Annotated in this window: 19 protein-coding genes and 1 tRNA gene; 14 read left to right on the top strand and 6 right to left on the bottom strand. The window is 50.2% G+C overall.

The features are described from left to right. The first annotated feature begins 82 nt into the window (after positions 1-82). Positions 83-925, top strand: a complete 843-nt coding sequence (locus IKQ95_01575) for a transporter substrate-binding domain-containing protein (protein MBR4195384.1) — start codon at positions 83-85, stop codon at positions 923-925. Positions 926-969: 44 nt separating this feature from the next. On the opposite strand, the gene IKQ95_01580 is transcribed toward IKQ95_01575, so the two are convergent. Further along, positions 970-1,524, bottom strand: coding sequence for a DJ-1/PfpI family protein (locus IKQ95_01580; protein MBR4195385.1), 555 nt, complete (start codon positions 1,522-1,524; stop codon positions 970-972). A 163-nt stretch (positions 1,525-1,687) separates the two neighbouring features. Here IKQ95_01580 and IKQ95_01585 point away from each other — a divergent pair, with 163 nt between their 5' ends. From IKQ95_01585 to IKQ95_01615, 7 genes are all read left to right on the top strand, one after another. Next, positions 1,688-4,438, top strand: a complete 2,751-nt coding sequence (locus IKQ95_01585; GenBank protein MBR4195386.1) for a hypothetical protein — start codon at positions 1,688-1,690, stop codon at positions 4,436-4,438. 82 nt (positions 4,439-4,520) lie between these two features. Then, the gene (locus tag IKQ95_01590; protein ID MBR4195387.1) at positions 4,521-4,994 is read left to right on the top strand and encodes a YbaK/EbsC family protein; all 474 of its coding nucleotides are present in this window, start codon (positions 4,521-4,523) and stop codon (positions 4,992-4,994) included. A gap of 111 nt (positions 4,995-5,105) precedes the next feature. Further along, positions 5,106-7,112, top strand: coding sequence for an ATP-dependent zinc metalloprotease FtsH (gene ftsH, locus IKQ95_01595; protein MBR4195388.1), 2,007 nt, complete (start codon positions 5,106-5,108; stop codon positions 7,110-7,112). A 44-nt stretch (positions 7,113-7,156) separates the two neighbouring features. After that, positions 7,157-7,230, top strand: a tRNA-Gln gene (locus IKQ95_01600). A gap of 29 nt (positions 7,231-7,259) precedes the next feature. Then, positions 7,260-8,657 (top strand): bifunctional UDP-N-acetylglucosamine diphosphorylase/glucosamine-1-phosphate N-acetyltransferase GlmU, encoded by a 1,398-nt coding sequence (gene glmU / locus IKQ95_01605; protein MBR4195389.1) that lies wholly within the window; start codon positions 7,260-7,262, stop codon positions 8,655-8,657. 2 nt (positions 8,658-8,659) lie between these two features. Beyond that, positions 8,660-9,625: a ribose-phosphate pyrophosphokinase gene (locus IKQ95_01610; protein MBR4195390.1), complete on the top strand. Its 966-nt coding sequence runs from the start codon at positions 8,660-8,662 to the stop codon at positions 9,623-9,625. 463 nt (positions 9,626-10,088) lie between these two features. Further along, positions 10,089-11,072 (top strand): HNH endonuclease, encoded by a 984-nt coding sequence (locus tag IKQ95_01615; protein MBR4195391.1) that lies wholly within the window; start codon positions 10,089-10,091, stop codon positions 11,070-11,072. 97 nt (positions 11,073-11,169) lie between these two features. Here the strand turns inward: IKQ95_01615 and IKQ95_01620 are convergent, their stop codons facing one another. The 5 genes from IKQ95_01620 to IKQ95_01640 all read right to left on the bottom strand — a co-directional run bounded on the left by IKQ95_01620 (position 11,170) and on the right by IKQ95_01640 (position 18,099). Then, positions 11,170-13,230: a TRAP transporter fused permease subunit gene (locus IKQ95_01620; protein MBR4195392.1), complete on the bottom strand. Its 2,061-nt coding sequence runs from the start codon at positions 13,228-13,230 to the stop codon at positions 11,170-11,172. Between the two features lie 321 nt (positions 13,231-13,551). After that, positions 13,552-14,508 (bottom strand): TAXI family TRAP transporter solute-binding subunit, encoded by a 957-nt coding sequence (locus IKQ95_01625; protein MBR4195393.1) that lies wholly within the window; start codon positions 14,506-14,508, stop codon positions 13,552-13,554. Positions 14,509-14,520: 12 nt separating this feature from the next. Further along, complete coding sequence (locus IKQ95_01630; protein ID MBR4195394.1) at positions 14,521-15,510, bottom strand: TAXI family TRAP transporter solute-binding subunit; 990 nt, start codon at positions 15,508-15,510, stop codon at positions 14,521-14,523. 62 nt (positions 15,511-15,572) lie between these two features. Beyond that, positions 15,573-15,854: a DNA-binding transcriptional regulator gene (locus tag IKQ95_01635; GenBank protein ID MBR4195395.1), complete on the bottom strand. Its 282-nt coding sequence runs from the start codon at positions 15,852-15,854 to the stop codon at positions 15,573-15,575. Next, positions 15,832-18,099 carry a mechanosensitive ion channel gene (locus IKQ95_01640; GenBank protein MBR4195396.1) on the bottom strand — a complete coding sequence of 756 codons (2,268 nt, stop codon included), beginning with the start codon at positions 18,097-18,099 and terminating at the stop codon, positions 15,832-15,834. The genes IKQ95_01635 and IKQ95_01640 overlap by 23 nt, the downstream gene beginning before the upstream one ends. Positions 18,100-18,206: 107 nt before the next feature. Between IKQ95_01640 and IKQ95_01645 the strand changes: the two genes are divergently transcribed. From IKQ95_01645 to feoB, 6 genes are all read left to right on the top strand, one after another. Beyond that, the gene (locus IKQ95_01645) at positions 18,207-20,078 is read left to right on the top strand and encodes a flavocytochrome c (GenBank protein MBR4195397.1); all 1,872 of its coding nucleotides are present in this window, start codon (positions 18,207-18,209) and stop codon (positions 20,076-20,078) included. Positions 20,079-20,181: 103 nt separating this feature from the next. Continuing rightward, positions 20,182-21,435, top strand: a complete 1,254-nt coding sequence (locus IKQ95_01650) for an NAD(P)-dependent oxidoreductase (GenBank protein MBR4195398.1) — start codon at positions 20,182-20,184, stop codon at positions 21,433-21,435. Between the two features lie 228 nt (positions 21,436-21,663). Next, the gene (locus IKQ95_01655; GenBank protein ID MBR4195399.1) at positions 21,664-22,380 is read left to right on the top strand and encodes a phosphocholine cytidylyltransferase family protein; all 717 of its coding nucleotides are present in this window, start codon (positions 21,664-21,666) and stop codon (positions 22,378-22,380) included. After that, positions 22,377-23,177: an HAD-IIA family hydrolase gene (locus IKQ95_01660; protein ID MBR4195400.1), complete on the top strand. Its 801-nt coding sequence runs from the start codon at positions 22,377-22,379 to the stop codon at positions 23,175-23,177. The genes IKQ95_01655 and IKQ95_01660 overlap by 4 nt, the downstream gene beginning before the upstream one ends. Continuing rightward, the gene (locus IKQ95_01665; GenBank protein ID MBR4195401.1) at positions 23,177-24,169 is read left to right on the top strand and encodes an iron-containing alcohol dehydrogenase; all 993 of its coding nucleotides are present in this window, start codon (positions 23,177-23,179) and stop codon (positions 24,167-24,169) included. The genes IKQ95_01660 and IKQ95_01665 overlap by 1 nt, the downstream gene beginning before the upstream one ends. Before the next feature lie 168 nt (positions 24,170-24,337). Then, positions 24,338-26,677, top strand: a complete 2,340-nt coding sequence (feoB, locus tag IKQ95_01670) for a ferrous iron transport protein B (protein MBR4195402.1) — start codon at positions 24,338-24,340, stop codon at positions 26,675-26,677. The last annotated feature ends 212 nt before the right edge of the window (positions 26,678-26,889 follow it).

The raw sequence follows: 26,889 nt of genomic DNA on the forward strand, positions 1-26,889 counted from the left end.
GCATTATGACTTGTTGACATTGATACAGCGTGATACGCTACAATTTCAGCAATAAAATTCAGTGGGCAGGAAGTGATACGTCATGAAAAAGTATATTGCCGAGTTGCTGGTGCTTGTGGTCTGTACGTTTGCCTTCGCTTATTTCGGAGGAGAGAAGAAAGAGAAGCCCCGCGAAAAATTCGTGCTGAGGATCGGTGTTGAGTGTGATTACGCCCCGAACAACTGGGAAGAGAGAACCCCGACAGAATACACTGTCCCAATCTCGAATCATGAAGGGCATTACGCTGACGGCTACGACATACAGGTAGCGAAATTTGTCGCCGAAAAGCTCGAAGCAGATCTTGAGGTGTATAAAATCTCGTGGAACAGCCTCATATCATCATTGCAGAAGGGAGAAATTGACGCGATATTTTCCGGTATGCTCGACACAAACGGACGCAGGCGGCTAATCTCATTCACAGACACATACGAGGTCAGCTCCACAGAATACGCCGTAATCGTGAACGTCAACAGCCCCTACGCCATCGCAAAGAAGATGACAGACTTCCGGGGGGCGAAATTCACGGCTCAGAGAAGCACGAACCTTTACGCGGCAATCTCACAGCTTCCGGGAGCGTTAGCCCTTCCGGCTGTCGATACTGTATCGGATATGCTGTTGGCCGTAACTACAGGCCGGGCGGATTGCAGTGTAATCAATCTTGACACAGGACGCTCCTATGAGCTGACGTACAAGAACATAAAGGTTATACGCTTCCCGCAGAATGAAGGCTTCAAGCTCGGCTTCACCGGGATATGCGCCGGAGTCAGGAAGAATGACTCATCCCTGCGCTACAGAATCAACGAGGCGTTAAGAGACCTCACGAAAGGCGAACGCCGCAGGATTATGGACAGCGTGATTTCCCGCATACTTGACAGCACATTGTAGCGCACAAAAAAATCCCCTCAGCCCTGAAGCCGGGGGGAATATTTTTACCTGTTATACACGAGCGGAATCAGGAATGCTTCTGCGACCTCATCAGCCATAGCTTTGCCCTCAAGAATCTCAAGCAGCTTCAGCGCAAAGAACGGAGTAACCGCAGGGCCTTTCGCCGTTGTGATGTTTCCGTCAGTTTCCACGATGTGAGAGCCAATTTTCGCGCCCGTGAGATGTGATTCGAGTCCCGGATAGCACACCGCAGTTTTTCCCGCGAGGACTCCCGCTCTGCCCAGTGCCGCCGGTGCCGCGCAGATTGCCGCGATTAATTTCCCCTCGGCGTGGTACTTCTTCACGAGTTCCTGAAGGCCGTCATGATCCTTTATCGTGAGAGTCCCCCCCGGAAGTATGAGCATGTCGAATTTCTGCTCTTTCACGTCATCGAACATTGCATCCGCCCTCACCGGGATTTTGTTCTTGCTGATGACTTCCTGCCGTCCTGTGAGTGAGGCTGTTGTTACTACGACTCCTCCGCGTCTGAGTATGTCTACTGTCGTTAATGCTTCTGTCTCTTCAAAGCCGTCAATCAGAAATATTGCAGCTGTCTTCATGTTAATATCACCTCGCCGGAAATTGTATCATGTATTATTGTGCGTGAGCGTAATTTTGTGGCTGTTGAAGGATTTTCGCCGCGTGAAATAATTATTGCCCGCTGTGTTTGTGCTATGATTTGGCAATATCCAGAAATCTATCATAAAAAGAGGAGGAAAATTCATGTTCTCACCGAAAAAATTTCCGGCTGTTTTCGTCATGGCCGTGATTTTGTGCATGTTGTCTGTATGTTCAGCACTTGCTTACGAGGGCGGCTATGTCCCAAGCCCTATAGACCGCTCCCACCTAGAAAGCAATCCCCCGGTAATCAGGCGCGACTCAAGGAACGTAGGCGATACCACTATCCCGGAATCGTATGACCTCCGGGACGTGAACAGCAAAAGCTATCTTCCCTCAGTCAGAAATCAACGCTCATACGGAACATGCTGGGCGCACGCGGCACTAGGCGCACTGGAGTCCAACTACCTCATGCAGGGCGGGACATATCTCACCGGGAGCGAGCCGGATTTGTCGGAGCTTCATTTGTCGTGGTTCGTGTACAAAGATCCGAGAGACGGGCATTCATTTACCATGAAGGACGGCAATTTTGTCGGCGGACCTGTTTTCGGCCAAGGCGCGAACGCGGACAAGGTAATAGCATTAATGTCTCGGCTTTCAGTCCCGGTGAATGAGTCAGAGCTTCCCTACACAAGCATTGACGCGGATGTCAGCACAATGCAGGAGACTATCCCCGCGACAGCTTGCCCGGAAGATTACACGCTTGTTATGAGGCTTCATGACGCATACACGCTCGGCAAAATGACAGAAAGCCTCCGGGATACGGTCAAGCAATTAATCATGGATAACGGAGCTGTTCAGATAAGCTACTATTCAAGGCAGACTGTAGCAGCAACATCAAGCGGCTCTGATGTGTCAGCGTACTACAAGTATGACGACAATACATACACGTATTACGACCCGGCAACAACAACCCCGAATCACGCTGTGCTTATCGTGGGATGGGATGACAATTTCAGCGCGGAAAAATTCGACACCAGCAGCAAACCCAGTGCCAACGGAGCATGGCTAGTGCGTAACTCCTGGGGCAGCACATGGGGCAACAGCGGATATTTCTGGATGTCATACGAGCAGAACATCACGGACGTTACAGCCTATATCGGCGAGGCAGTTACGGACAACATGACGGTGTATTACCATGACGCTTTAGGGCAGTGCAGTATGTTCGGCACCAGCGGCTCTGAGGGCTGGGCGGCCAATGTCTTCAAGGCTGAAGGAGCGAACGAAACACTGACTCAGGTCTCACTCATCACTACAGAGAATAATGCGGGCTACGGTGTCTATGTCTACAAGCTGGGAACAACGAAGCCGTCCGGGTTCACTGTAACCGCTGAAGAAGCCGCCACAAAGCAGACAGGCACAATGACTTACGCCGGGTATCATGTGATTACGCTTGATGACCCTGTAGCACTTGACGAGGGCGAATATTTCGCGGTTGTCGTCAACACACTGAACACGGGTACATATAATATCGCGATTGAGCGTACAGTATCTTACACAAGCGGGGGATATTATTCACAGCCTGTAATCAATTCTGGGGAGAGCTATTTTGCTTTCGGGTCATCATTCCCATCCTCATGGTCAGACGGCTACGACGGAATAACATTCAGAGGACAATCAAGCCCGACTCCCATGAACGCCTGCATAAAAGCCTTCACCGTAACGGCGGCTGAAACAATCACGGCTGACAAATCTACATTCCCCGATGAGATTTTCCGCTCATACGTAACGGAGACTTACGGCGCGACACCGACAAAATCAGCACTTGAGGCCGTAACAGAACTCAACCTCAGCAACAAGGGAATAGCGGACTTCACCGGGATAGAACACTTCACCGGGCTTACAGCACTTGACGTAAGCGGCAACGAGTCAGCAAAAGTCCTCGACATCTCGAATCTCACGGCTCTTACTCTGGACAATATCACCTGCGATCCCGGGTTGAGCATAACAAACGGGAATGACACAGTAGTGTTTGAGGGGCATTCGCTGCTTCTGAGCGGGCAGATAGGAGTCATGTTCTACGTAAATGTTCCGGACAAAACAACATACAGCACCGCCGCTATGACATTCACGGTAAACGGCACGGCAGGAGACCCAATAGCGATGAGCAGTGCCGCGGAGGACTCAGACGGAATATATTTCATCTGCCCGATAAACTCAATACAGATGGCCGAGAAAATCACAGCGACATTCGCATACGGGGACGGACTCACAGTCAGCAACAAATGCAGTGCAAGCGACTATATTGACATGGTGCTTGCTGACACGACTCTTCAGGAGGGCGACGCGCTTTTGAACATCGTCAACGCCATCAAAGATTACGGGCATTATGTCCAGATTCCCCTAGCGGATTATCACGAATGGACAATCGACACGGACTACGCCGAAATGACAGCGGCGACAGCGTACTCAGATGATACAGTAGCAGAGGCAAAAACAGCGGTAGCAGATTACGCCCTCACGAACACCGACATAAACAAGACATTAATCCAGTCCGCGCAGATGGATCTTGAGCTGAACTCCGCGACAACGCTTAACGTTTACATCACGTGCGCCACCTCCGCGACAGTAACAGCGGCTGACGGAATAACCGTAACAGACACCGGCAATAACACGTACACCGTAACAGTAAGCGGAATCTCAGCGCACAAGCTCGGCAACAAATACACGATTAACGTAACATCAGGCGGTACAACGTATGTCATCACAGCCTCGGCTCTCTCGTACGCATATGCGGTGCTGAATGAGACAGGCGCGGAGAAATACAGCGGCCTCAACAACGCTGTAACAGCCCTGTACAACTACTACGCCAAGACTATGGCATACAGAAATTCAGACTACTGGAAGAATAATTAGCGCGGAGCTTTAGCGGCAGGGCGGGGAGCGTGAAATAATCCTCACCCTGTTTTTTTGCTCACGTAAAGGAGGAATTACAGTCATGAATCCAGTTGAGAGAGTCCGAAAAGCATTGGACGAGGCCGGAGCAGAGGACATCGAGATAATCACGGCGGACAGTACAATATTCACCGTTGACGACGCAGCCAAAGCAATCGGGGTAACTCCGGGGGAAATCCTCAAGAGCCTTATACTTGTTGCGGACAAGACAGAGCCTTTCCTCGCGCTTATGTGCGGGGCGAACAAAGTCGACGCGAAATCAGCCGCAAAAGTTATCGGGCATAACCGCGCAAGAATGATGCCGCCGGAGGAAGTATATTCGCGTTACGGCTATCATGTCGGAGGTGTCCCGCCTTTGGGATATGACGAGGATTTGAAGGTTGTTGTTGACGCTGATTTGTTCGCGCACAAAACTGTATGGGCCGCCGCAGGTACAGATCATGCATTTTTTCCGGTTGAGCCTGAAAGACTGCTGGCACTCACTAACGGAATCCGCGCTGACCTGAAAAAGCAGTGAGACCGCTGCGGCAGTTCCTTTTTTGAGGGGGACTGCTGTTTTTTTGGCCGTGAATTTCTCACTCTGCTATAATCCTTAATATTCACTTGAAATTTGGAGGCTAATTAAATCTTGGGCAAGGTAGTAAAGAATCTCGGACTCTATCTCGTGTTAGTTCTTGTTGTCGTTACGATGGTCAACACGTTCCTAACACCTGAGGAAGTCCAGAAGCAGTATGACGAAATAAGCTACAGCCAGTTCCTGAAAGAATTAGACGCGGGAAATATACGGGTTCTGCAGATACGGAACAACACAGTGCCGGGGGAGTCAAGCTCGGCGACAATACAGGGCGAGCTTCACAGCGGGCAGAGATTCCTGACATACGGACTCGATGTCTCAGGGCTTGCGGACAAAGCATCGGCAAAAGGCATAACGGTTACTGTTGAGGCACCGCAAAAAAATACGTGGCTTATGTCGCTTATGACTTCACTTTTCCCGACTCTATTGCTTATCGGGGTATGGATATATTTCCTCAACAACATGCAGGGCGGCGGCGGGCGTATTATGTCGTTCGGGCGGAGCAAGGCAAAATTATTCCTCGACAACAAGCCGAAAGTAACATTTGCTGACGTTGCCGGGTGCGATGAGTCAAAAGAAGAGCTGCAAGAGGTAATACACTTCCTGAAAGACCCGGAGAAATTCAAGAAGCTGGGCGCGAGAGTCCCGAAAGGCGTATTGCTTGTAGGCCCTCCCGGTACAGGCAAGACTCTTCTTGCGCGTGCGGCGGCGGGCGAGGCTGATGTTCCGTTCTTCAGCTCAAGCGGGTCAGATTTCGTTGAAATGTTCGTTGGAGTCGGGGCGGCAAGAGTCCGGGACATGTTCGAGCAGGCGAAAAAGTATCAGCCCTGTATCATATTCATTGACGAGATGGACGCGGTTGGTCGGCACAGGGGAGCGGGACTCGGCGGAGGCCATGACGAACGGGAGCAGACATTGAATCAATTGCTTGTTGAGCTTGACGGGTTCGACGACACTAGCACAACGATACTAATCGCGGCTACAAACAGGCCGGACATATTAGACCCTGCACTTTTGAGGCCGGGAAGATTTGACCGTCATATTACGGTTGACCGCCCTGATGTTAAGGGACGCGAGGAAATATTGAAGGTTCACATGAAGGATAAAGTTTTTGCTGACGATGTAGATACGGCGGTTCTTGCGCGGAGTACTCCCGGGCTTGTGGGTGCTGATCTCGAAAATCTCGTGAATGAGGGCGCGTTACTGGCGGCTCGCAGAGGCCACGAGAAAATCACAATGGAAGACCTTGAAGAGGGAATAGAGAGAGTCATGGCCGGGCCTGAGCGGAAAAGCAGAATCCTCAACGAGCGCGAACGGAAAATTATCGCATATCATGAAACGGGACATGCGATAGTCGCAAAAATTCTCCCCGGCTCTGACCCTGTTCACAAAATTTCAATCATCCCACGAGGCCACGCGGCTTTAGGCTACACATTGCAGGTGCCGGAGGAAGACAGATTCCTCATCTCAAAAAATGAACTCATGAACCGAATATCTATCCTCCTCAGCGGAAGAGTCAGCGAGGAAATTGTGTTCAATGACGTTACCAGCGGTGCGGCCAATGACCTTGAGAGAGCAACGCAGACAGCCCGCCAGATGGTTACTCAGTTAGGCATGAGCGAGACAATCGGACTGGTGAAACTCGGCAATAAGCGCGAGGAAATTTTCTTAGGGCGCGACATTTCGGAGGATCGGAATTACAGCGAGCAGATAGCGTATCAGATTGACAAGGAAGTGAAAGCAATAATCGATACATGCTACGAGACCGCAAAAGAAATTCTGACTTCACGCCGTGCATTGATGGACAAGATAGCCGGAGTCCTTCTTGAACGTGAAGTGATTGACGCGGAAGAGTTCGACAGGCTCATGAATGAGGAAACATCGCCGGACATACTCAGCAAGGAGGAAAATATCAGCCCCGCAAAAGATGATACCCCCTCCGATTCACCCTCACAGCCTCAGAATGTATCAGACAGCCCGGAAAAAGTATCAGACATTCCCGAAATCCCCGAAACTAGGGTAGACACACTCCCAAAAACGGGGCGGGATTTTATCGCATAGCTTGACGGCTGAAAGTTAATCGGCAATAATTAGCGTGTTTGCGTTGGGATGTCGTCCAAGGGCAGGACGCGGGACTTTGGATCCTGTAATGATGGTTCGAATCCATCCATCCCAGCCACACGACAAATAATAGAGGTGATGCATGTCATGAGTAAACTCTGCGTTCTAGTCATGGCCGCCGGAAAAGGCACACGAATGAAGAGCGCAACACCTAAAGTTTTACAGCCAGTGCTTGACCGTCCTATTATCGACTATGTTATACTCAGCGCATTATCAGCCGGAATCACTCAGGAAGATTTAGCGGTTCTTGTAGGTTCAGGCGGTGAGCTTGTCGAATCACACATTACAGAAAATTTCCCGAACGTAAAAATCATATGGCAGCATGAACAGCTAGGCACAGGCCATGCGGTGAAGACAGCCCGCGAATTTTGGTCAGCCTATGAGACTCTCATTGTCCTTAACGGAGACCTGCCCATGATGAAGCCTGAGAGCCTGAAGCGTTTAATCGCCTCAGCCGGGGAAAATGACTGCTCTGTGATAACGTTCGAGGCAGAAAACCCCGGTGCTTACGGCAGAATAATACGCGGGGAAAACTCGGTCTCAATTGTCGAATACAAAGACGCTTCCCCGGAACAGCGCGAAATTCACGAGGTCAACGCAGGATGTTACGCCTTCAATGTGAAATCACTTCTCGGAATCATAGACTCAATCACAAACAGCAACGCACAGCACGAATACTACATCACGGACGCATTAGCCCTCATGAATGACGCGGGAATGTCAACAGGAGCGTTCATCATGCCGGAGTCCGAAATGCAGGGCGTGAACACTCAGGAGGAATTAGCCCGGGTATCACGTGAAATGCGGCGTGAGATTCTGACTCACTGGATGAGCGAGGGAGTCCGAATCGCTGACCCTGACACGGTGTATATTTCTGCGGACGCTGAATTGTCGCATGACGCAGCAATAATGCCGAACGTGCAAATTTACGGGCGTACGAAAATCGGCGCAGGGTCTGTAATCGGCTCAGGCTCAATCCTCACGAACGCCCAAATCGGCGAAAATGTACACGTAATAGCCTATGCGGTAATCGAGAACAGTACACTCAAGAACAACACAAAGGCCGGGCCATTCTGCTACATTCGGGATAATACATGCCTTGAGGAAAACTCTTTCGCGGGGAAATTCGTTGAGCTGAAAAATTCGCGTATCGGAGAAGGCTCAAAAGTCCCGCACCTGTCATACATGGGAGACGCGACACTCGGCCATGATGTGAATATCGGCGCGGGTAGCATTACCTGTAACTATGACGGCATGAGGAAAAACAAGACAGTAATCGGCGATGAGTGCTTTATCGGATCAAATACAATGTTTGTGGCACCTGTTGAAGTCGGAGACAGGTCAACGACAGCGGCAGGCTCTGTGATTACGCAGAGAGTGCCGGAAAATTCACTAGGGGTAGGGAGGGCGAGACAGAAGAATATTGCGGACTGGTCATTGTTCAATCACCATCACCACAAGACTACAACGGAAGGGGATAAGTAATCATGCCCAGAGGAAACGGCCTCAAAATCATATCAGGAAACGCGCACCCTGAGTTCGCGCAGAAAGTGAGCGAGGAACTTGGAGTCCCGATTGCGGACGTAAAGAGCTTCAAGTTTTCGGACGGCGAGACGGGAATCAGATTCGGCGAAAGCGTGAGGGGCGCGGATGTCTTCATCATACAGCCGACATGCTGCCCGACAAATGAGCGAATAATGAATTTGCTGATAATGGCGGACGCTGTGAAGAGGGCCTCGGCGAATTATGTGAACGCTGTTATTCCGTATTTCGGTTACTGTCGGCAGGACAGGAAAGCCAAGCCCAGAGAGCCAATTACGGCGAAACTTGTCGCGAATCTCATCATGCACGGAGGAATAGACCGTGTAATAACGGCGGATCTTCACGCGGGGCAGATACAGGGATTCTTTGACATACCTGTGGATCATCTGACGGCCATGAATCTTTTCGCGGATTACTTCCGGGAATTTCTTGCTGACGACCTGAAGGCGGGAAATGTCGTAGTAGTTTCGCCTGACGTGGGCGGAGTTGCGCGGGCGAGAAAATTTGCGGTGAAACTCGATGTTGATATAGCGATTGTGGACAAGAGACGCTCCCATGACGTTGCGAATCAGTCTGAGGTTATGGACATTGTCGGGAACGTGAAAGGACGCACGGCGATTCTTGTTGATGACATTATCGACACGGCCGGGACTATATGCCATGCCGCTGACGGATTGATGGAGCGCGGGTGCAAGAGGGTATTTGCGTGCGCGACACATGCGGTTCTTTCGGGGAAGGCGATGGAATACATCAGCGAGTCCGCGATAGAGAGGCTGATATTCTCTGACACGATACCATTGACGGAGGAGAAGAGGACGGACAAGATATTGCAGCTGTCGATAGCTCCTGCGTTTGCTGAGGCGATAAGGCGGGTGCATGAGGAGCTGCCGTTGAGTCAGATGTTTGAATGAGGATATAGAGAAGATTACGCCCCCGGTGAAAGTGCCGGGGGTAATTTTTTGCGCGTATGTAAAAATTTATGTGATTAATTTATGGAAATTCAGAGATAAAAATATGGGTAAAACAACACTATGCTATAATATTTGCTGTCTAAAGTTCATATTAAGCACCCGATTATTCTCATGTAGTCTAATTATTCGTCTTGTCCGTTGCTTATTATAGCATAGCGCAAGACGTGTGATTGTTAGTTGTGTGCTTTTGCTCTTGCGCCGGGTAGTTTTCTTCGTGAAGGGGGCTGTTTGGCGCAACGTTTTGTACTTTGGGAAGGAGGCGTTAATGAAGAGAGTCGCGTTTTTAGTGCTGTTGTCGCTTTTGTTCAGGCTTGGGAGTCCGATTGTGTAATTGTAGGTGCGGCTGTGGCGGGGGCTACTGCTGCTATCTCTGGTAAAAAAGAAAAATAGGGAGGTAATAATCATGCTGAAAAGGTCAAAAAAAGTTGCGCTGCTTGCGGTGTGCGTAATGGTGTTCGGAGTTGTTCAGCCTGCGTTCGCGTGGGGAAATCGTACAGGCTCGCGGGAAGGTGATGCGGTTGCATACGGCGCGGGTGCCGGGACAGCTGCGGCAATAGGGGCGGCGGCTCTAATATTCTTCACGGGCGGCCTTGCGACTCCTTTTGTGGTTGGTGCTGCTGCTGTGGCTGGAGTTGCCGGAGCGGCCGGGGGAGCGTATTACGGTTACAACGTTGAAGAAAAATCGCTCGCAAAAGATACGGGTGTCTTGGTTGGAGCTGGCGCATTTGGTGCGGGCGCGGGGGTCGTGGCGGGAGCTGCTGCTGCTGCTGCTGCTGGCGGTGTTGTGGCGGGCGGTGGAGCTGTTGCCGGAGGAGCTGCTACGGGAGGTGCCGGTGCCACTGTTACAATCGGGAAGATCGGTTTAGGAACTGCTGCTATCGGCGGTACTGGCGGTGTTGTTGCGAGTCAGCAGAAATCTTCAAGTAATGGCTACTCTCATACACCGATTAACGGACACGGTGGAACGTGGGCAGGCGAACGCGGAAATTCAAACTGGATTATGGACGAAAATACTGTACCTGCAAACAAGCTCTATAATCCCGAAAAACTTACATGGAACGAAATCAACGCAAAGTACAGGAACGACATCAAGAATATTCCTTACAAGAACGGAGAGCCGGACTTCTCTGCGGTGTCAGTCGGCACTGTAAAGATAAACAACTTCACACGCAGCCGTCCGGATAATTTCAGGAATGCCGATAAAATTTTTGCCGACAAGCTCAACGGAGAGAACAATTTGAATCTTTCAGCAAAAGATATAGCACAGTTCCGAAAAGATAACAATCTCACATGGCACGAACGCTCAGACATGGGGACAATGGATCTAGTTCCGAGAGAATATCATTCCTTGCCTCATTCAGGCGGGATCTCAAACGTCAACAAGTAAGACTGTAAATATTTTTGCCTTCGGACAAAACACCGGGGCAATTTTTTTCCCCGTCAACAAAAAATCCCCCGCCATTCACGACAGGGGACTCAATTTCTCACACAGCAGGACTCGCCCGGCCCTTCATGTATTGCACAGTGAAGACGAATCCCACAAGCATTAACCCGATAAGGTCGCTCACAATTCCAGGCACAAGCATACTCAGTCCACCCGCGCAGATTATCACCCTCATGATGATATTCATCCGCCCGAAAAGATACCCGTTCAGGCTCGCCACAACCCCGAAAATCCCAAGAAGAGCCGTCGCGCATATCAGCACGATCTCAAGCCCGACAAGTATATTCGTCAGCACTGCCCCCGCGCCCGTTATCGCGATTATCGGCTGTACGTTCTCGAACAGCATCGCAGGTGTGAACGCGAATATATACGGCACAATGAACGCCCCTATCGCCAGCTTTGTCGCGTTGAAGGCAGTCCTCATCGGGGGAGCTTTCGCGATCGCAGAGCCAGCGTAAGCCGCCAAAGCTACAGGCGGTGTGATGTCCGCAACTATCCCGAAATAGAACACAAAGAAGTGTGCGCAGATTTTCTCTATCCCTATCGCAGGAGCCATCAGAATCGGGGCGCATGTCGCCGCCATTATGCAGTAGTTTGCCGTCGTAGGCACTCCCATTCCCAGAATTACACAGCATATCATTGTGAGTACGAGCGCGATAAACGCATGTCCGCCCGATACGTTTACTACCATTGTGATTAATTCTGACGCAAGCCCCGTTGACGTTATGCACCCTGCAACAAGCCCGGCCATAGCACACGCAACTGCTACCGTTATTGTTCCGCGCCCGCCTGCCTCTAATGCGTCAATGATTTTTCGCGGGGTGATTCGTTCGTCCTTGTTCAGCAATCCCACAAGAATCGCAAAACCTATCGCAATGGCCGCTGAAAACTGCATAGTGTAAATATTCATCGACACCATCACAACGAGAATGATTAACGGCAGGAGCAGATATATTTTCGGCAGAAGGGAAAGTACACGGGGTAATTCTTCTTTCGGGATTCCCTTCAGGCCGAGTTTCTTTGCCTCTAGGTGAACAGCGATATATATTCCCGCAAAGTATAAAACCGCCGGCAATATCGCTTTCAGTGCGACCTGTGAATAGGGTATGCCCATGTATTCGGCCATGAGGAACGCCGCCGCGCCCATTATCGGAGGCATTATCTGTCCGCCCGTTGACGCTGCTGCCTCGACTGCCCCGGCAAATTCCGGCCTGTACCCCGTGCGTTTCATCATGGGAATCGTAACGCTTCCTGTTGTTACTGTGTTTCCGACTGATGAGCCTGATACCATTCCGCAAAGTGCTGACGAAATCACCGCAACTTTCGCAGGCCCTCCCGCGCTCGCTCCTGCTATGGCGTTGGCCAAGTTTATGAAGAACGTAGAAATCCCGGTGCGCTCCAAGAATGCCCCGAAAATGATAAACACAACAATATATTTCGCGCAGACCTCAATAGGCGTACTTCTGAGGCCGTCCCCTGTCGAGTAAAACAAATCGTAGATGACTTTCCCGAATCTTACTGTCGAGAACGCATAGAACATTAACGCCCCGACAACGCAAAGTATTGGGATTCCCACGCACCTCCGGCACAGTTCCATAGCCGACAAAATCGCCATCACCGCAAGAGTTACCATCATCATATAATTCGGGTTACGGGGACTCGTTACACGGAGCGCAAGTTTTATGATGCTCTCGGCGTTGAATGCAAAGTAGAAAAACGGTATAGCCCCGGCAAGCATTAATATTATGTCGTAGAACGGTATCGAGTTCACGCGGGGAGTCGTGTCGAACGTCAGCGGGATTGAAAGTGAGTCGCTTATTCCCGGCTTCAGAGTCCCGGATGATTTTCGTATCGGGTAATGAAGGTAGCCGAGAATTATTATCAGTCCGAGAAAGACATTCAGCCGTATTTCAGGCATGGCCGTGCTGAAGAGAGTAACATATATGCAGTACAGCGAGAACAAAGCCGACAGCCACCGCACAATAACGCCCGGAGTCCCTTCCCATATTCTGACGTTGGACTCGCGGTCATACTTTTTCATTACTGCGTCAACATCTGCCTCCATTTGTGCTATGTCTTCACGTGTAATTTCATCGCTCATGAAAATTCCTCCTTTTGTTGTTATATCTCCCTTAATCCCTCTTGGCGGGTTCACCCCCCTTCCGCTTGCGCTCCCTCCCCCCTTGGCAGGTCTACCCCCCTTCCGCTGTCGCTCCCTCCCCCCTTGACAGGGGGGACAAGAGACTCGCGCCCATGTTCTTGCCTCCCCTGCGTAAGGGGAGGTGCCTGAAAGGCGGTGGGGTTGCTAACGGAGGGATCGCAGGCCGGAGGGGGCGCCGCGGGGTCGCAAGGAGCAAAGATTAACAAAAAACGGCCGCAACTCCTTAAAGCCGCAGCCGCGAATTTTCTGTTTTACGGGAAATTATTTCCCCGCTACTTTGATGTCATGCTCGCCGAAATATTTCACCGCGCCTTTGTGGTAGGGGACTGCCGTATACGATGCCGCGAATGTCATATCAAGCTCCGCGCCCTTTGCGTGTGCCTTCGTGATTTCGTCCTTGTTGTCGAACACTCCGCACAGGAAGTTATACACGTCAGCTTCTGAGACATCATCACGGGCGATTACGACAGCTCCGACAGCTACCGTTACTGTGTCGCTGTCCGTGCCGTAAACATCTTTCTTGATGACGTTCATGCTGTAGTAGGGCGATTTCGCGATAAGCGCGAGTACATGCTCATCATCGAACCCGACAAGGTAGACCTTCTTTGTCGCCGCGAGTGAGGTTACCGCTGTCGTTGGCGCACCCGCTACGATAAATGCCGCGTCAATTTTCCCGTCCTGCAGTGCCTCAACAGAGTCGCCGAATGACTGGTACGTCGGCTTAATGTCCTTGTCGACATCGAGTCCGTACGCCTCAAGAACATCTACCGCGTTGAAGTAGACCCCTGACCCTGCCGCGCCGACTGATACATTTTTCCCCTTCAGATCGGCCACTGTCTTTATTGACGGGTCAAGCGTTACTATCTGTACCTGCTCCATGTAGAGATTCGCCACCGTCGAGAAGTTTGTGATTTTCTCCTCGAACAGGCGCGTACCCTTGTAGGCGTATGCTCCTACGTCTGACTGTACAAAGCCTAACTGCGCGTCCCCGTTGTCCATAGCCTCGATATTAGCCTTTGACCCACCGGAAGTTATTGCCGTGATTGTCGTTGATGTCTTCTCGCCGACTTTGCCCGCAAGGACTCCGCCGAAACCGTAATACGTTCCCTGTGCGCCGCCGGTCGTGAACACAAGTTTTGTCCCGCCCGGCATACCGTCAGCAAACGCACAGCCCGCGAACATCATCAGAACTGCGAACGCCGCAAAAATTTTCCTCATTATGATTCCCTCCTATTTCTTTTTGCCTGACACAAGGATTCCCTTTTCGCCGAGATACTTCACTGCGCCGGGGTGATAGGGGACTGCCGGATAGCCCGCCGCTTTCTTGAGGCTGAGAGAATTTGCGCGGGGCGTAACTTTCTTCAGGCCGTCAATGTTCTCGAATATCCCGTACATGAAGTTGTACACGTCATTTGCTTTCACGTCATCACGGGCGACAATTACCGCATTCACCGCAACCGTAACTTCATCCTCATCAGTGCCGTATATTGACTTGGCTATATCGCACTTGTTGTAGTAGGGGCATTTGGCGATTAAGTCCATGATGTGCCTGTCGTCAAAGCTGACGAGGTTAATTTTTCCGGCTTTAGCAAGCTCGCTGACAGCAGGAGTCGGAGTCCCGGCAACGATAAAAGCCGCGTCAATCTGTCCGGCTTTGAGAGCTTCTACAGAATTGCCGAATGACTCATACACCGGATTGATGTCCGAGTCAACGTCCATCCCGTAAGCCGCGAAAACGTCAACCGCGTTGAAGTATGTCCCGGAGCCTTCCTCGCCTATTGAAACAGTTTTGCCCCGGAGTTGTTCTATGCTGTTGATTTTGGGATTGAGCGTTACTATCTGAACCGGCTCAGGATAAAGCACGGCGACTGTCGAGAAGTTGTCCATTTTCGTATTGAAGAGCCTTGTACCGCGTGAGGCGTAAAATCCTACGTCTGTCTGCGTGAAGGCAAGATTGGCGTAATTCATGTAGACCGCTTCAACGTTCGTCATCGCACCGCTTGATGTGGCTATGCGTATCTGCGTTGTTGTCGCCCTGCTAACTGCCTCCGCAAGCACCGTGCCGAATGCGAAATACTCGCCCTGCTCGCCGCCTGTCGCAAATATCAGCTGTGTACCGTCCTTGTACGGCCCGCTGAGGGGCATTCCGCCGTCAGCAGAAAAAGCCGGGACACTGAGAGCCAGTGCCAGAATTACAGCAAGAGAAAATATTTTCCTCATAATGCTACAACCTCCTGAAAAATTTTTGGATTGTCCGAATATTTTATCACGCTGAGGAATTTTTACTCCCCGCGTAAAACTCTCTTGTACCCACCCGGCCCGTAATCAATACACCTTTTCACGCGGCTGATTGTCGCTGTACCTGCACCCGTAAGCCTCATGATTTCAGGGTACGTTTTCGACTCGCTCAATAATCTTGCGACCTCTAAGCGTTGGGACATTGCGCGGATTTCCCCCGGCGAGGCTATATCATCGAGAAAAGCGCGGACGCTCTCAGGGTCATTCAGCACAGCAAACGCCCGGCACAAATTCAGCGTTAAATCATTCTGCTGACTCTCTGTCATTGTCGGCGGCCTCCGGGATTTTTGCGCTGTCGTTTCCGGCCATGTGTATGACTCTCTGCGGGTAGGGTATATCGATTCCCTCACGCTTGAATACAGCTGCTATATGATGCCTCATGTCGCTTGATATTTTTGCGCCCGATCCTTTTCTCAGCTCGAACCAGTAATATATCTCAAATTCGAGTCCGTCATCCCCGAAATTCTTGAAGATAACAAACGGCGCAGGATTCTTCAGAACGTTTGAATGCCCGCCCGCAACGTCAAGCAATATTTTCTCAACCTTCCGCGAGTCTGCGTCATATGACACGCTGACCTTCAGAATTTCGCGCTTCTTTATGTCTGAGCCTGTCCAGTTTGTTACGGTATTCTCAAGAAAATAACGGTTGGGCAATACAACGTCGAGTCCGTCCCATGTCTTTATAGTTGTTGACCGTGAGCCGATGTCCTCAACGACTCCCTGAGTCCCGGCAACCTCCACAATGTCATTCACCTTGAAGGGGCGCGAGAATATCACGATGAAGCCGCTTATGAGGTTGTTGAAGATATTTTGCATTCCGAAACCTATACCGACCGCAATAGCTCCGCCCATGAACGCGAACGCAGTCAAAGGAATGTCAACGATATTCAGGGCAATCAATGCGAACGCTATCCACAATATATAGAACGTTATGCGCTGAATCGCATTCGCCGCGGTTATGCTGGCCTTTGCGCGTTTCATTATCCGGCGTTTTATCCATCTGCTGCCCCATGAGCTGAGGAAGAAACTTGAGAGCAATACAGCAACAGCTATCGTTAGTTTGCTGACTGTTACGGAATATCCTTCGCCCTGCCATAATTCCGTGTTCAGGAAATTCATAACGGTCTCTTTGCTGAACTCGCTTACTTTCTCGGCGAGGCGTACCGCGCTCATTTTGTCGCTTGCCTCATCATATAGCCTCTGATAGTAGAAAACCATACGGGGAATCAGCAGCCCGTATATTTCGAATATGTCCGAAATAATTTTGCGCCTGTTGCTGACGACCTGAAGAAGATTCTGCTGAACGATTCCCGTAATGCCCTCCGCATTTGCCTGAGCCTGCGCGGAATTTACATCGCGGATCATTGCATTCTCCATCGAGCGCACTCCGTCAAGCTGCCTCTGTAATTCTGCGATTCTTGTCTGAGACTCCTCGCGTATCCTCCATATTTCCTCGCCTGCTGCTGTGTCGTTGAAGAGCTTGTATCTTTTGCGCCAGACTTCCTGAAGCTCGCGTATAAATGCTGCTTCCTCATTGAGCATTGTTATCATGTATTCCCAGTAACGGACTCTAACGCTCCTTGCCATGTATGAGGCTGAAGCGTTCGTGAGAATGTTTACGTCAGCAGAACCGAGAGTAACCCTTGCGCGTTTTAGCGATGAATTTGCAGAGTCCAAAGCCTTGCGAGCCTCGCTCATTTCCGTGCTTAATTCTTTGAGTCTGGCGTTCAGTTTCTCAATGTTGGATTCTAATAACGACTGCGGGAATGACAGTTTGCCCTGCATATCGGAAAGCCGTCTCCTTAGCCGCAAAATCGCCGAGATGTTAGCCTCAAAAAATTTCATCTGCTCGCGAACCTGAAGCCGGGTTAATGCAGCGTCTATTCGTGCGTTCTCAAGCATAATTATATGAGTGTGAGGAAATTCGAGAGCCTCGCCGCCTTCTTGGGCTGCTTTGAGCTGTTTTCGGAGTGATGATGCTTCTGCGAGGTCTAATTTTAGCTTGCTGACTTTCGACTGCAAATAGAACACCTGAACATCGAGTCCGCGTGAGACTTTTGAGATTTCCTGCCGTAAATTGTCGCTTGCGTTTATGTCGGGTGAGGCGATATTCGCGAGGATTGATATATCATTTGAGTCTGGCTGGCGGACTGTCTGACCCTGAACGAGTCCGAGATAGGCGGAATATGCCGTGATTAATTCTGAGACGATATTCGCGTGAATCTCTCTTTGTTCGGGAGTGTAGCCCCATGCGGCCATGTCATCGGAGAGAGTCTGACTCATCGCTTCAAGCTCATGAATGCGGTTTGTGATGTCTGAGCTTGTGAGTCTCATATCGGCAAGCTCGGCTTCAGCTGTGTCCCTGAGTTTTGAGATGTCCGCGCTGATTTCGTTTTTGATTCTTGTAACGTAATCGGCGGCCATTTCGTTTTCTTCCGCGCCGTAAAAAACTGATGGAGCTATCGTAATTATGAGAAGTGAGAACAATAACAGCAATAATTTTCTGTGCAAGATGATTCCTCCTTTAATGATTGGGAAAATTTGCAGTGATTATAGCTTAATATGTTATATACTTATCGCACCCAATCAAAAATTTTTCAGAAGGAGCAATTACTATCATGAAGAAAAAAGTATTTGCGCTTGTTTCAGCCATAGTGATAATTGTCATTATGGTAATCACACAGCAGAATCGCGGCTCGGCTGTAATGGGTTCGGGGACTGCTGACGGTTTCGGCGGACCGGGGGCGATCTCCGTAACAATTACCCTCAAAGACGGCAAAATCTCCGACGTAAAAGCCGACGGCCCGAAAGAGACTCCCGGCATAGGCTCTGTAGCTGTCGAGAAAATGCCCGGCGAAATGGTTGCGGGAAACACAATCAACGTTGACGGCGTTTCAGGGGCGACAGTAACATCAACAGGAATCCTCAAAGCGGCAGAGTCAGCCCTCAAAGCGGCGGGCGTGAATCCTGCTGATTTCATGGGTGCCTCATCAGCAAAGGCCGAGGATAAGACATATGATGCTGATGTTGTCATCGTTGGCGCGGGCGGTGCGGGAATGATTGCGGCGATTACTGCGGCGGACGCGGGGAAAAAAGTCGTCCTCATTGAGAAGCAGGCCATGACGGGCGGGAACTCTGTGCGGGCTTCCGGCGGAATGAACGCGGCTCATACCCCTGAGCAGAACAGCAACAAATTCACGGAGGATGCCGGAGTCGAGAAGACTCTAAAGAATGCCGCAGACAAATGGAAAGACCATCCCGCAATCACAAAACTTGCTGAGGCCGTCAAAAAAGAATGGGACGCATACAAAGCGAATCCCGACGGATATTTTGACCGCTCCGAATTAATGCAGCTCGATACTCTCATAGGCGGACACGGAATCAATAATCCCGAACTCGTGAAGACTCTCGCCGACAACACAGCAGACGCTATAGCATGGCTGAAGACGGTAAATATTGACTTGTCATCTGTAGGTTTTGCGGGGGCGGCATCAGTCAAACGAATCCACAGGCCGTTGAACGAGCAGAAGAAAGTTGTTTCTGTCGGCGGCTATATGGTTCCGAGACTTGAAGCGGCCTGCAAATCACGCAAGAACATCACAATGTTAATGGAGACGACCGCGAAATCAATCATGACCGACAAAGACGGCAAAATCTCAGGCATTGAGGCAGAAAGCAAAGGCGCGAAAATCACCGTGAACGCAAAGGCCGTAATTCTTGCGACAGGGGGATTCGGCGCGAACCTGAAGATGGTAGCGAGACTCAATCCCGCGCTTGAAGGTTTCATGACAACGAACGCACCCGGCATTAACGGCGAGGGAATCGTAATGGCTCAGGAACTCGGAGCGGCTACGGTTGACATGAAGCAGATTCAGATTCACCCTACAGTGCAGTATGACTCATCGAATCTCATTACGGAAGGTTTGCGCGGGGACGGTGCTATTCTCGTCAACACGAACGGAAAGAGATTCGTTGATGAAGTTCTTGCGCGTGATGTTGTCTCAAAGGCAGAAATCGAGCAGCCTAACTCATTCGCTTACCTGATAATAGATCAGAAAATGGCTGATGAGTCGCTTCTCATTCAGGGATATATCGCAAAGGGTTATTCATTTAAGGGCGACACATACGAGGCATTAGCAAAGGAGATAAATATTCCTGCTGATGTTTTCGCAAAGACAATGGCCGATTGGAACAGCTACGTAACGGCGAGGAAAGATCCTGATTTTGGGCGCACGAGCTTTATGAATCCTCTCGACAAAGCACCGTATTACGCGATAAAGGTAACGCCGGGAATCCATCACACGATGGGCGGACTGAAGATTGACACGAGGACTCGCGTTCTCCGTGCTGACGGCTCAGTGATTGAGGGCTTGTATGCGGCCGGAGAAGTTACGGGGGGCGTTCACGGCGGTAACAGACTCGGAGGCACTGCGGTGTCAGATTTTGTTGTGTTCGGGAGAATCGCCGGGCAGGAAGCCGCGAAATTCTAGCGCAGATTCATTTTCACATGGCCGGGTCTCTTTCGGGGGACTCGGTTTTTGTTTGCTGATATAATCTCGGCAATTCCAAAATCAAACGAGGGGGAAAAATTTAATGCCTCTGCACATAATCACAGAAGCCGAACGCTGTCTACAGTGCAAAAATCCCATGTGCCAGAAAGGATGCCCTGTTCACACTCCGATCCCGCAGGTGATACTGCTATTCAGGGAACACAAACTCATGGAGGCCGGAGAAATTCTTTTCCGCAACAATCCTCTGTCGCTCGTCTGCTCTATGGTCTGCAACCACGCAAATCAGTGCGCCGGAAACTGTATCAGGGGACGAAAGGACAGCCCCGTTCATTTCTCCAGCATTGAGACGTATATCTCCGACATGTATTTAGACCGTATGCCCGTCTCGGCACCGTCAGCGCAAAACGGGAAGCATGTCGCCGTAATCGGTGCAGGCCCGGCGGGGATTACTGTAGCTGTGATTCTCGCGCATGAGGGATACAGGGTAACAATTTTCGAGTGGAAAAGCAAAATCGGCGGCGTAATGCAGTATGGGATTCCTGAGTTCAGATTGCAGAAATCCATTCTTGACCGCTACGAGTCCCGGCTTGAAGAAATGGGAATACAAATCAGGCTGAATGCGACAATCGGAAGTATATTGATGATTGATGACTTGTTTCGCGACGGCTACGACTCTGTTTTTGTCGGGACAGGGGCGGAAAGGCCGCGAACGTTAGGGATTAGGGGCGAGAGTCTCGGAAATGTTCACTTTGCGATGAATTACCTTGCCAACCCTAAAGCCCATCACCTTGGGGATCATGTCGCTGTTATTGGCGTGGGTAATGCGGCAATGGACGTAGCCCGCACAGCCCTGCGGAACGGCACGAAATCCGTAACACTCTACGCAATGGGAAAAGAGATAGCGGCAAGCTCAAGCGAGGTGGCATACGCAGAACTTGACGGAGCAGAAATTGAGACGGGAATGCAGGTTCAGGAGATCACAGAAAGAGGGCCGGTCTTCTGCCGGACGATTTACGGCGAAAATGATGAGATTATCGGCCATGAGGATGAGCGGATTCAGGTTGACGCGGACTCGACTATCATCTCAATCAGCCAGATACCCCGCGGGAAATTGGTACGCACAACAAGCGGACTCACTGCCGCAGAAAATGGACTCTTGATTGTTGACGAGAATTATATGACGACAAGGGAAGGAGTTTTTGCGGCGGGCGATGTTGTTACTGGGGCAAAGACTGTAGTACATGCTGTTGAAGGCGCAAAGAAGGCAGCTGAGTCGATGATGAAATACATGAACGGCGAACTGAAGCAGAAGAGTGATACTACGTCAGAACAGTAACAGGACTCCCGGTCTGAAACATGGCCGGGAAATTTTTTCATTGACACAGCGGAATCATTTTGCATATAATCCCGGAAGCTCTATATCCCAATGAAAGAAGTGATATTTTATGCTGACATACAGAATTACTACAGGCAATATTACGCATGAAAGTCTGCGTGTTTTATGTTATAGGGGAGGGTAAAAACCTCAGAAAACGCAGCCCTCTCACGAAGGGAGGTGATTAGCGTGAAAGCATTAATCCTCGCGGCGGGACTCGGAACAAGACTGCGCCCAATCACAGACACCCGCCCAAAATGTATGGCAGAAGTGAACGGTATCAAGATTATTGACCGTCAGCTCTCAAACCTTCAGGCAAACGGACTCAGCGACATATACATGATTTCCGGCTACAAGTCAGAAATTCTTTCAGCACACATCAATGACAGATGGCCTTCTGTCCGCGTAATCACTAACAGAGACTATGACCGCACAAATAATATGTACTCGCTTTTCCTCGCACGTGAATTTCTTGACGGAAGCAATTTCCTTCTCATGAATGGAGATGTTTATTTTGACGCGGGAATAACAGCCGGGCTTCTCTCCTGCGGCCATGAAGACGCAATAGCCTGCGACAAATCACAGTACCTAGAAGAGTCCATGAAGGTTATTTACGACGGCAGGAAAATAACCCACATCAGCAAGACAATCACCCCGGAGGAATATTACGCGGTTTCGATTGATGTCTACAAGATTTCGGCGCGTACATCATCATTGCTTTTCAGGAAAGCGGAAGAAACAATAAAGGTCCGCGGCGATGTAAATTCATGGACGGAGAAAGCTCTTGATGAAATTTTCCCGGACTCAGACTTTCAGCCGTATGTGATTCATGATAGATGGTACGAAATCGACAGCCTTCAGGATTTGGAGAAAGCCTCAGAGATTTTCAGGGGGGACTCGCTGTGAAAAGCCTGAAGGAAATAAAGCTGTTCATGCTCGACATGGACGGGACAATCTACCATGAGGACGAATTAATCCCCGGTGCGCTTGAATTTTTCGGACTCCTCAATGAGCACGGCATTCCCTATGTATTCATGACGAACAACTCATCACGGAGCAAAGCCGATTACGTCAGCAAACTAAACAGGCTCGGAATCAAAGCGGGCGTGAAGAACATAACATCATCGGCGGACGCTCTCATACGCTATCTCAGACGGCAGGGAGAAGGGCGGAATATTTACCTTGCAGGCACGGAGTCATTGAGGCGCGAGCTTTCCGGGGCGGGCTTCAGGATAATGCCGGAAGATTACCGGGGAAGCGATATAGATTTCGCGGTTCTTGGGTTCGACACGGAGCTTACTTACGGGAAAATTGCGGGGCTTTGCTACTATGTCAGCCGCGGTTATCCGTATGTTGCAACAAACTGCGATCTGAAATGCCCGGTCCGTGAGGGGAAATTCATTCCTGACTGCGGGGCCATCGCCGAAATGATAAGCCACGCCGCCGGAAGAATGCCCGTCTTTGTCGGAAAGCCTGACCGCGAAATGATTGACTCAGTCTCAGCAGAATGGAATATCCCAAACGAGTATATAGCCTGCATAGGCGACAGGTTATACACGGACATTGCAGCCGCTGTAAATGCCGGGGCGGTGTCGGTATGCGTTCTTACGGGCGAGGCTGACAGGGAAGAAATTTCTGCCTCAGAGATAAAGCCGGATTACTGTTTCGGGTCAATCATGAATGTTTATGAGGAGATACGCTGATGTTCTACGATGAGTTCAAAGCACCCGCGCTGATAAAAACAGGAAGCGGCATTCTCGGAAACATTGACGGCATTCTCAGGCACAGGCATTTATATTTCCCGGACAAGATTCTTATCACGCAGGAATATTTGTACGACATGTACAGGAAAACGCTTGATGAGAACTCTTTTACCCGCAAAATTTTCGTGCAGGGCGGAATAATTGACGAGGCCGACTCAGTCATAGAGCAGATAAAGGGCAGGGACGCTGTTATTCTCGCGTTCGGAGGGGGGAGCGTTCTCGACATCGTGAAATACTGCGCGTCAAAATGCGACATGCCGTATATCACCCTGCCTTCTGCGCTGTCAAATGACGCTGTATATTCATGCGTTGCCCGGCTCACTGCTGACGGGAAAAAAAGAAGCTACGCCGTTCAGCCTCCCATGGGAATAATTGTAGACTTGGACATAATCAGGAAGTCCCCGCTGAAACTGATATATGCCGGAGTCGGTGATCTTGTGTCAAATCTTTCCGCGCTTGACGACTGGCTACTCTCACACAAAGACACAGGCGAGGACATCAACGAGCTTGCGTTCATGCTGTCAAAAGAAGCTGTTATGCCTATGCTTGGCTATAAGTCAGACGATATTATGAGCGGTGATTTTCTGATGGATTTGGCTGACGGCCTCATAACGTCAGGGCTTGCGATGATAATATGCGGTTCAACAAGACCAAACAGCGGTGCCGAACACCTCATAAGCCACGCAATAGATGAGCATTTCCCGGAAAGGTCATCAATACACGGGCTTCAAGTAGCATGGGCGCATATGATAATAGAGAGGAATTACCGCGAAAATCCCAAGCAGTATGAGACTCTCAGCAGATTTTTCCGGGACTTGGGCATGAACAGAATACTTGACGAGTGCATATCATGGAGCGAGGACGAATTTTCCGGCCTTATACCCTACGCGCTAAAGATACGAAACAGATACACAGTCTTCAACACTCTTTAGGCCGCAACAAAACCGGGACTCCCGAAAAGGCTCACAGGAATCCCGGCAGCTTTTTTCCTGCCCCCCTTTGTGATTTTGCCGTGAAGAATTGCCGCTGCCCTTTTGCGTTTTGCGGTTGACGGGTAAAATTTGAGTCGTCAAAAACTTTTCACAGGAAGGAATTTTCACATGACGCTCAAAGAATTATCAGCAGGAAAATCAGCCGTCATTGAGACAGTCGGCGGTGAAGGCCATCTCCGTCAGCATTTGCTTGACATGGGAATAATCCCCGGCGCAAGAGTCAAAATGATTCGCCCCGCCCCTATGGGAGACCCGTTAGAGTTCAGGATTCACGACTACGAAATCACGCTCCGGGCAAAAGACGCTTCACGGATAACAATCACCCCGGCCAATGACACAGAGACAGCCACAAAACTCATTGACGCTTTCCACAGCATAGAACACCCCGGACTCGGCGAGGAAGGAAAATATCACGTCAAAGGAGAGTCCGAGCCTCTGCCGGAAGGGACGACATTAACATTCGCGCTTGCAGGGAATCAAAACTCCGGCAAGACGACTCTGTTCAACCAGCTCACGGGAGCTTCACAGAGAGTCGGAAATTTTCCCGGCGTTACTGTCGACCGCAAAGACGGAATTATACGCGGGCATCCTGATACCCTCATTACCGATTTGCCCGGCATTTATTCTATGTCCCCCTACAGCGGAGAGGAGATAGTCTCAAGAAATTTCATCCTCAACGAAAAGCCCAAAGCCATAATCAATATCGTTGACGCTACGAACATTGAGCGGAATTTGTACCTTACTGTTCAATTGCTCGAAATGCAGATACCGACAGTTGTAGCCCTTAACATGATGGACGAATTGAGCGGCAACGGCGGAACAGTCGACATAAACAGGATGGAGTCATTGCTGGGAGTCCCTGTCGTGCCGATTTCAGCCCTCAAGAATGAAGGCGTTGACGAACTCGTGAATCACGCTGTCCACATCGCAAAGTATCAGGAAAAGCCATCGCGCTATGATTTCTGCGATGAGAACGATCACGGCGGGGCGGTTCACCGGGCAATACATGCAATATCACACCTCATCAAAGATCACGCCGAACGCGCAAATATCCCCCTGAGATTCGCCGCAAGCAAAGTGATTGAGAATGACGAGCTGACATTAAAGCGTCTCAGTCTCGACACGAACGAGCGCGAAATGTTAGAGCATATTATTGTGCAGATGGAGCACGAGCGGGGATTAGACCGCCACGCGGCAATGGCTGATATGAGGTTCGCATTCATTGAGAAGGTCTGCGCCCAGTCCGTCAAGAAACCCAAGCAGAGCCGGGAACATCTCAGGAGTCAGAAGCTCGACAGCATTTTGACGGGGAAATATACGGCAATCCCTCTGTTTATTGCGGTCATGGCCGGAATTTTCTGGCTTACGTTCGAATACATCGGCGCATACTTTCAGGACGTGTTAGAGGAATGGATAGAGGCATTGACGGAACACGCAGACGAATTTTTGACGGCGATGGGAGTCAATGACGTTATTCACGGTTTTGTTATTGACGGAGTTTTTGCGGGTATCGGGAGCGTTCTGTCATTCCTGCCGATAATCGTAACGCTTTTCTTTTTCCTGTCGATTCTTGAGGACAGCGGATATACTGCGCGTGTAGCGTTCTTCATGGACAAGCTATTGCGGAAGATAGGACTCTCAGGGCGGAGCATTGTCCCGATGTTAATAGGTTTCGGCTGTACTGTCCCTGCTGTAATGTCAACAAGGACTCTTCCCAGTGAAAGAGACAGACGAATGACGATATTATTGACACCGTTCATGAGCTGCACGGCGAAATTGCCGATATACGCATTTTTTGTTGACGCATTTTTTGAGGAACACGAGGGGCTTATCATAACGGGATTATACGTTCTTGGAATCGTGATAGGGATTCTTGTGGCATTGCTGTACAAAAATACGCTGTTCAGGGGCGAGGCTGTGCCGTTCGTGATGGAGCTGCCTAATTACCGTATGCCCGGCGCGAGAAATGTAATCATGCTGATATGGCAGAAGGCAAAAGACTTCATTCAGCGGGCGTTCTCTGTGATATTCGTCGCAACGGTTGTGATATGGTTCCTGCAGACGTTCACGCCTCACTTCAGCTTCACGGCGAATCAGGACGAGAGCATTTTGGCGGCGGTTTCGGGGCTTCTTGTGCCTGTATTCGCTCCTTTAGGGTTAGGCGACTGGAGAATATGCACGTCATTAATCAGCGGATTTCTCGCAAAAGAAAGCGTAGTATCGACTCTCAATGTGCTTTTCGGGGATAATGTCAGCTCTGTATTGTCGTCAGTGTCGGCGGCCTCTCTGTTAGTGTTCAGCCTGTTGTACACACCATGTGCGGCGGCTGTAGCGTCAATACGGCGCGAGATGGGCGGAAAATGGGCGTTAGGCGTTGTGATCTGGCAGTGCGTGATAGCGTGGATTGCGGCCATGATTACGCGGTGGGTAATGCTTGCGGTGATGTAGTCAGAAAAATTCCGGGGCAGGTTTGCGCCTGATACCCCGGATTATTTGTCTCAGTATGCTATTTTGACTCCCGGGTCTGTCAAGTAAACTGTGTATGAGATTTTCTATGCCACTTTCGGAAAACGATCCGCGTATCTCACATAGAAGTGGCTTAACGCTTTTGACCAGTTGCTTATCGGCATTGTCCACTTGCGAGACGCATTCGACACCGC

This window comes from Synergistaceae bacterium, from assembly GCA_017540085.1.
In the GTDB taxonomy this organism is placed as follows: domain Bacteria; phylum Synergistota; class Synergistia; order Synergistales; family Aminobacteriaceae; genus JAFUXM01.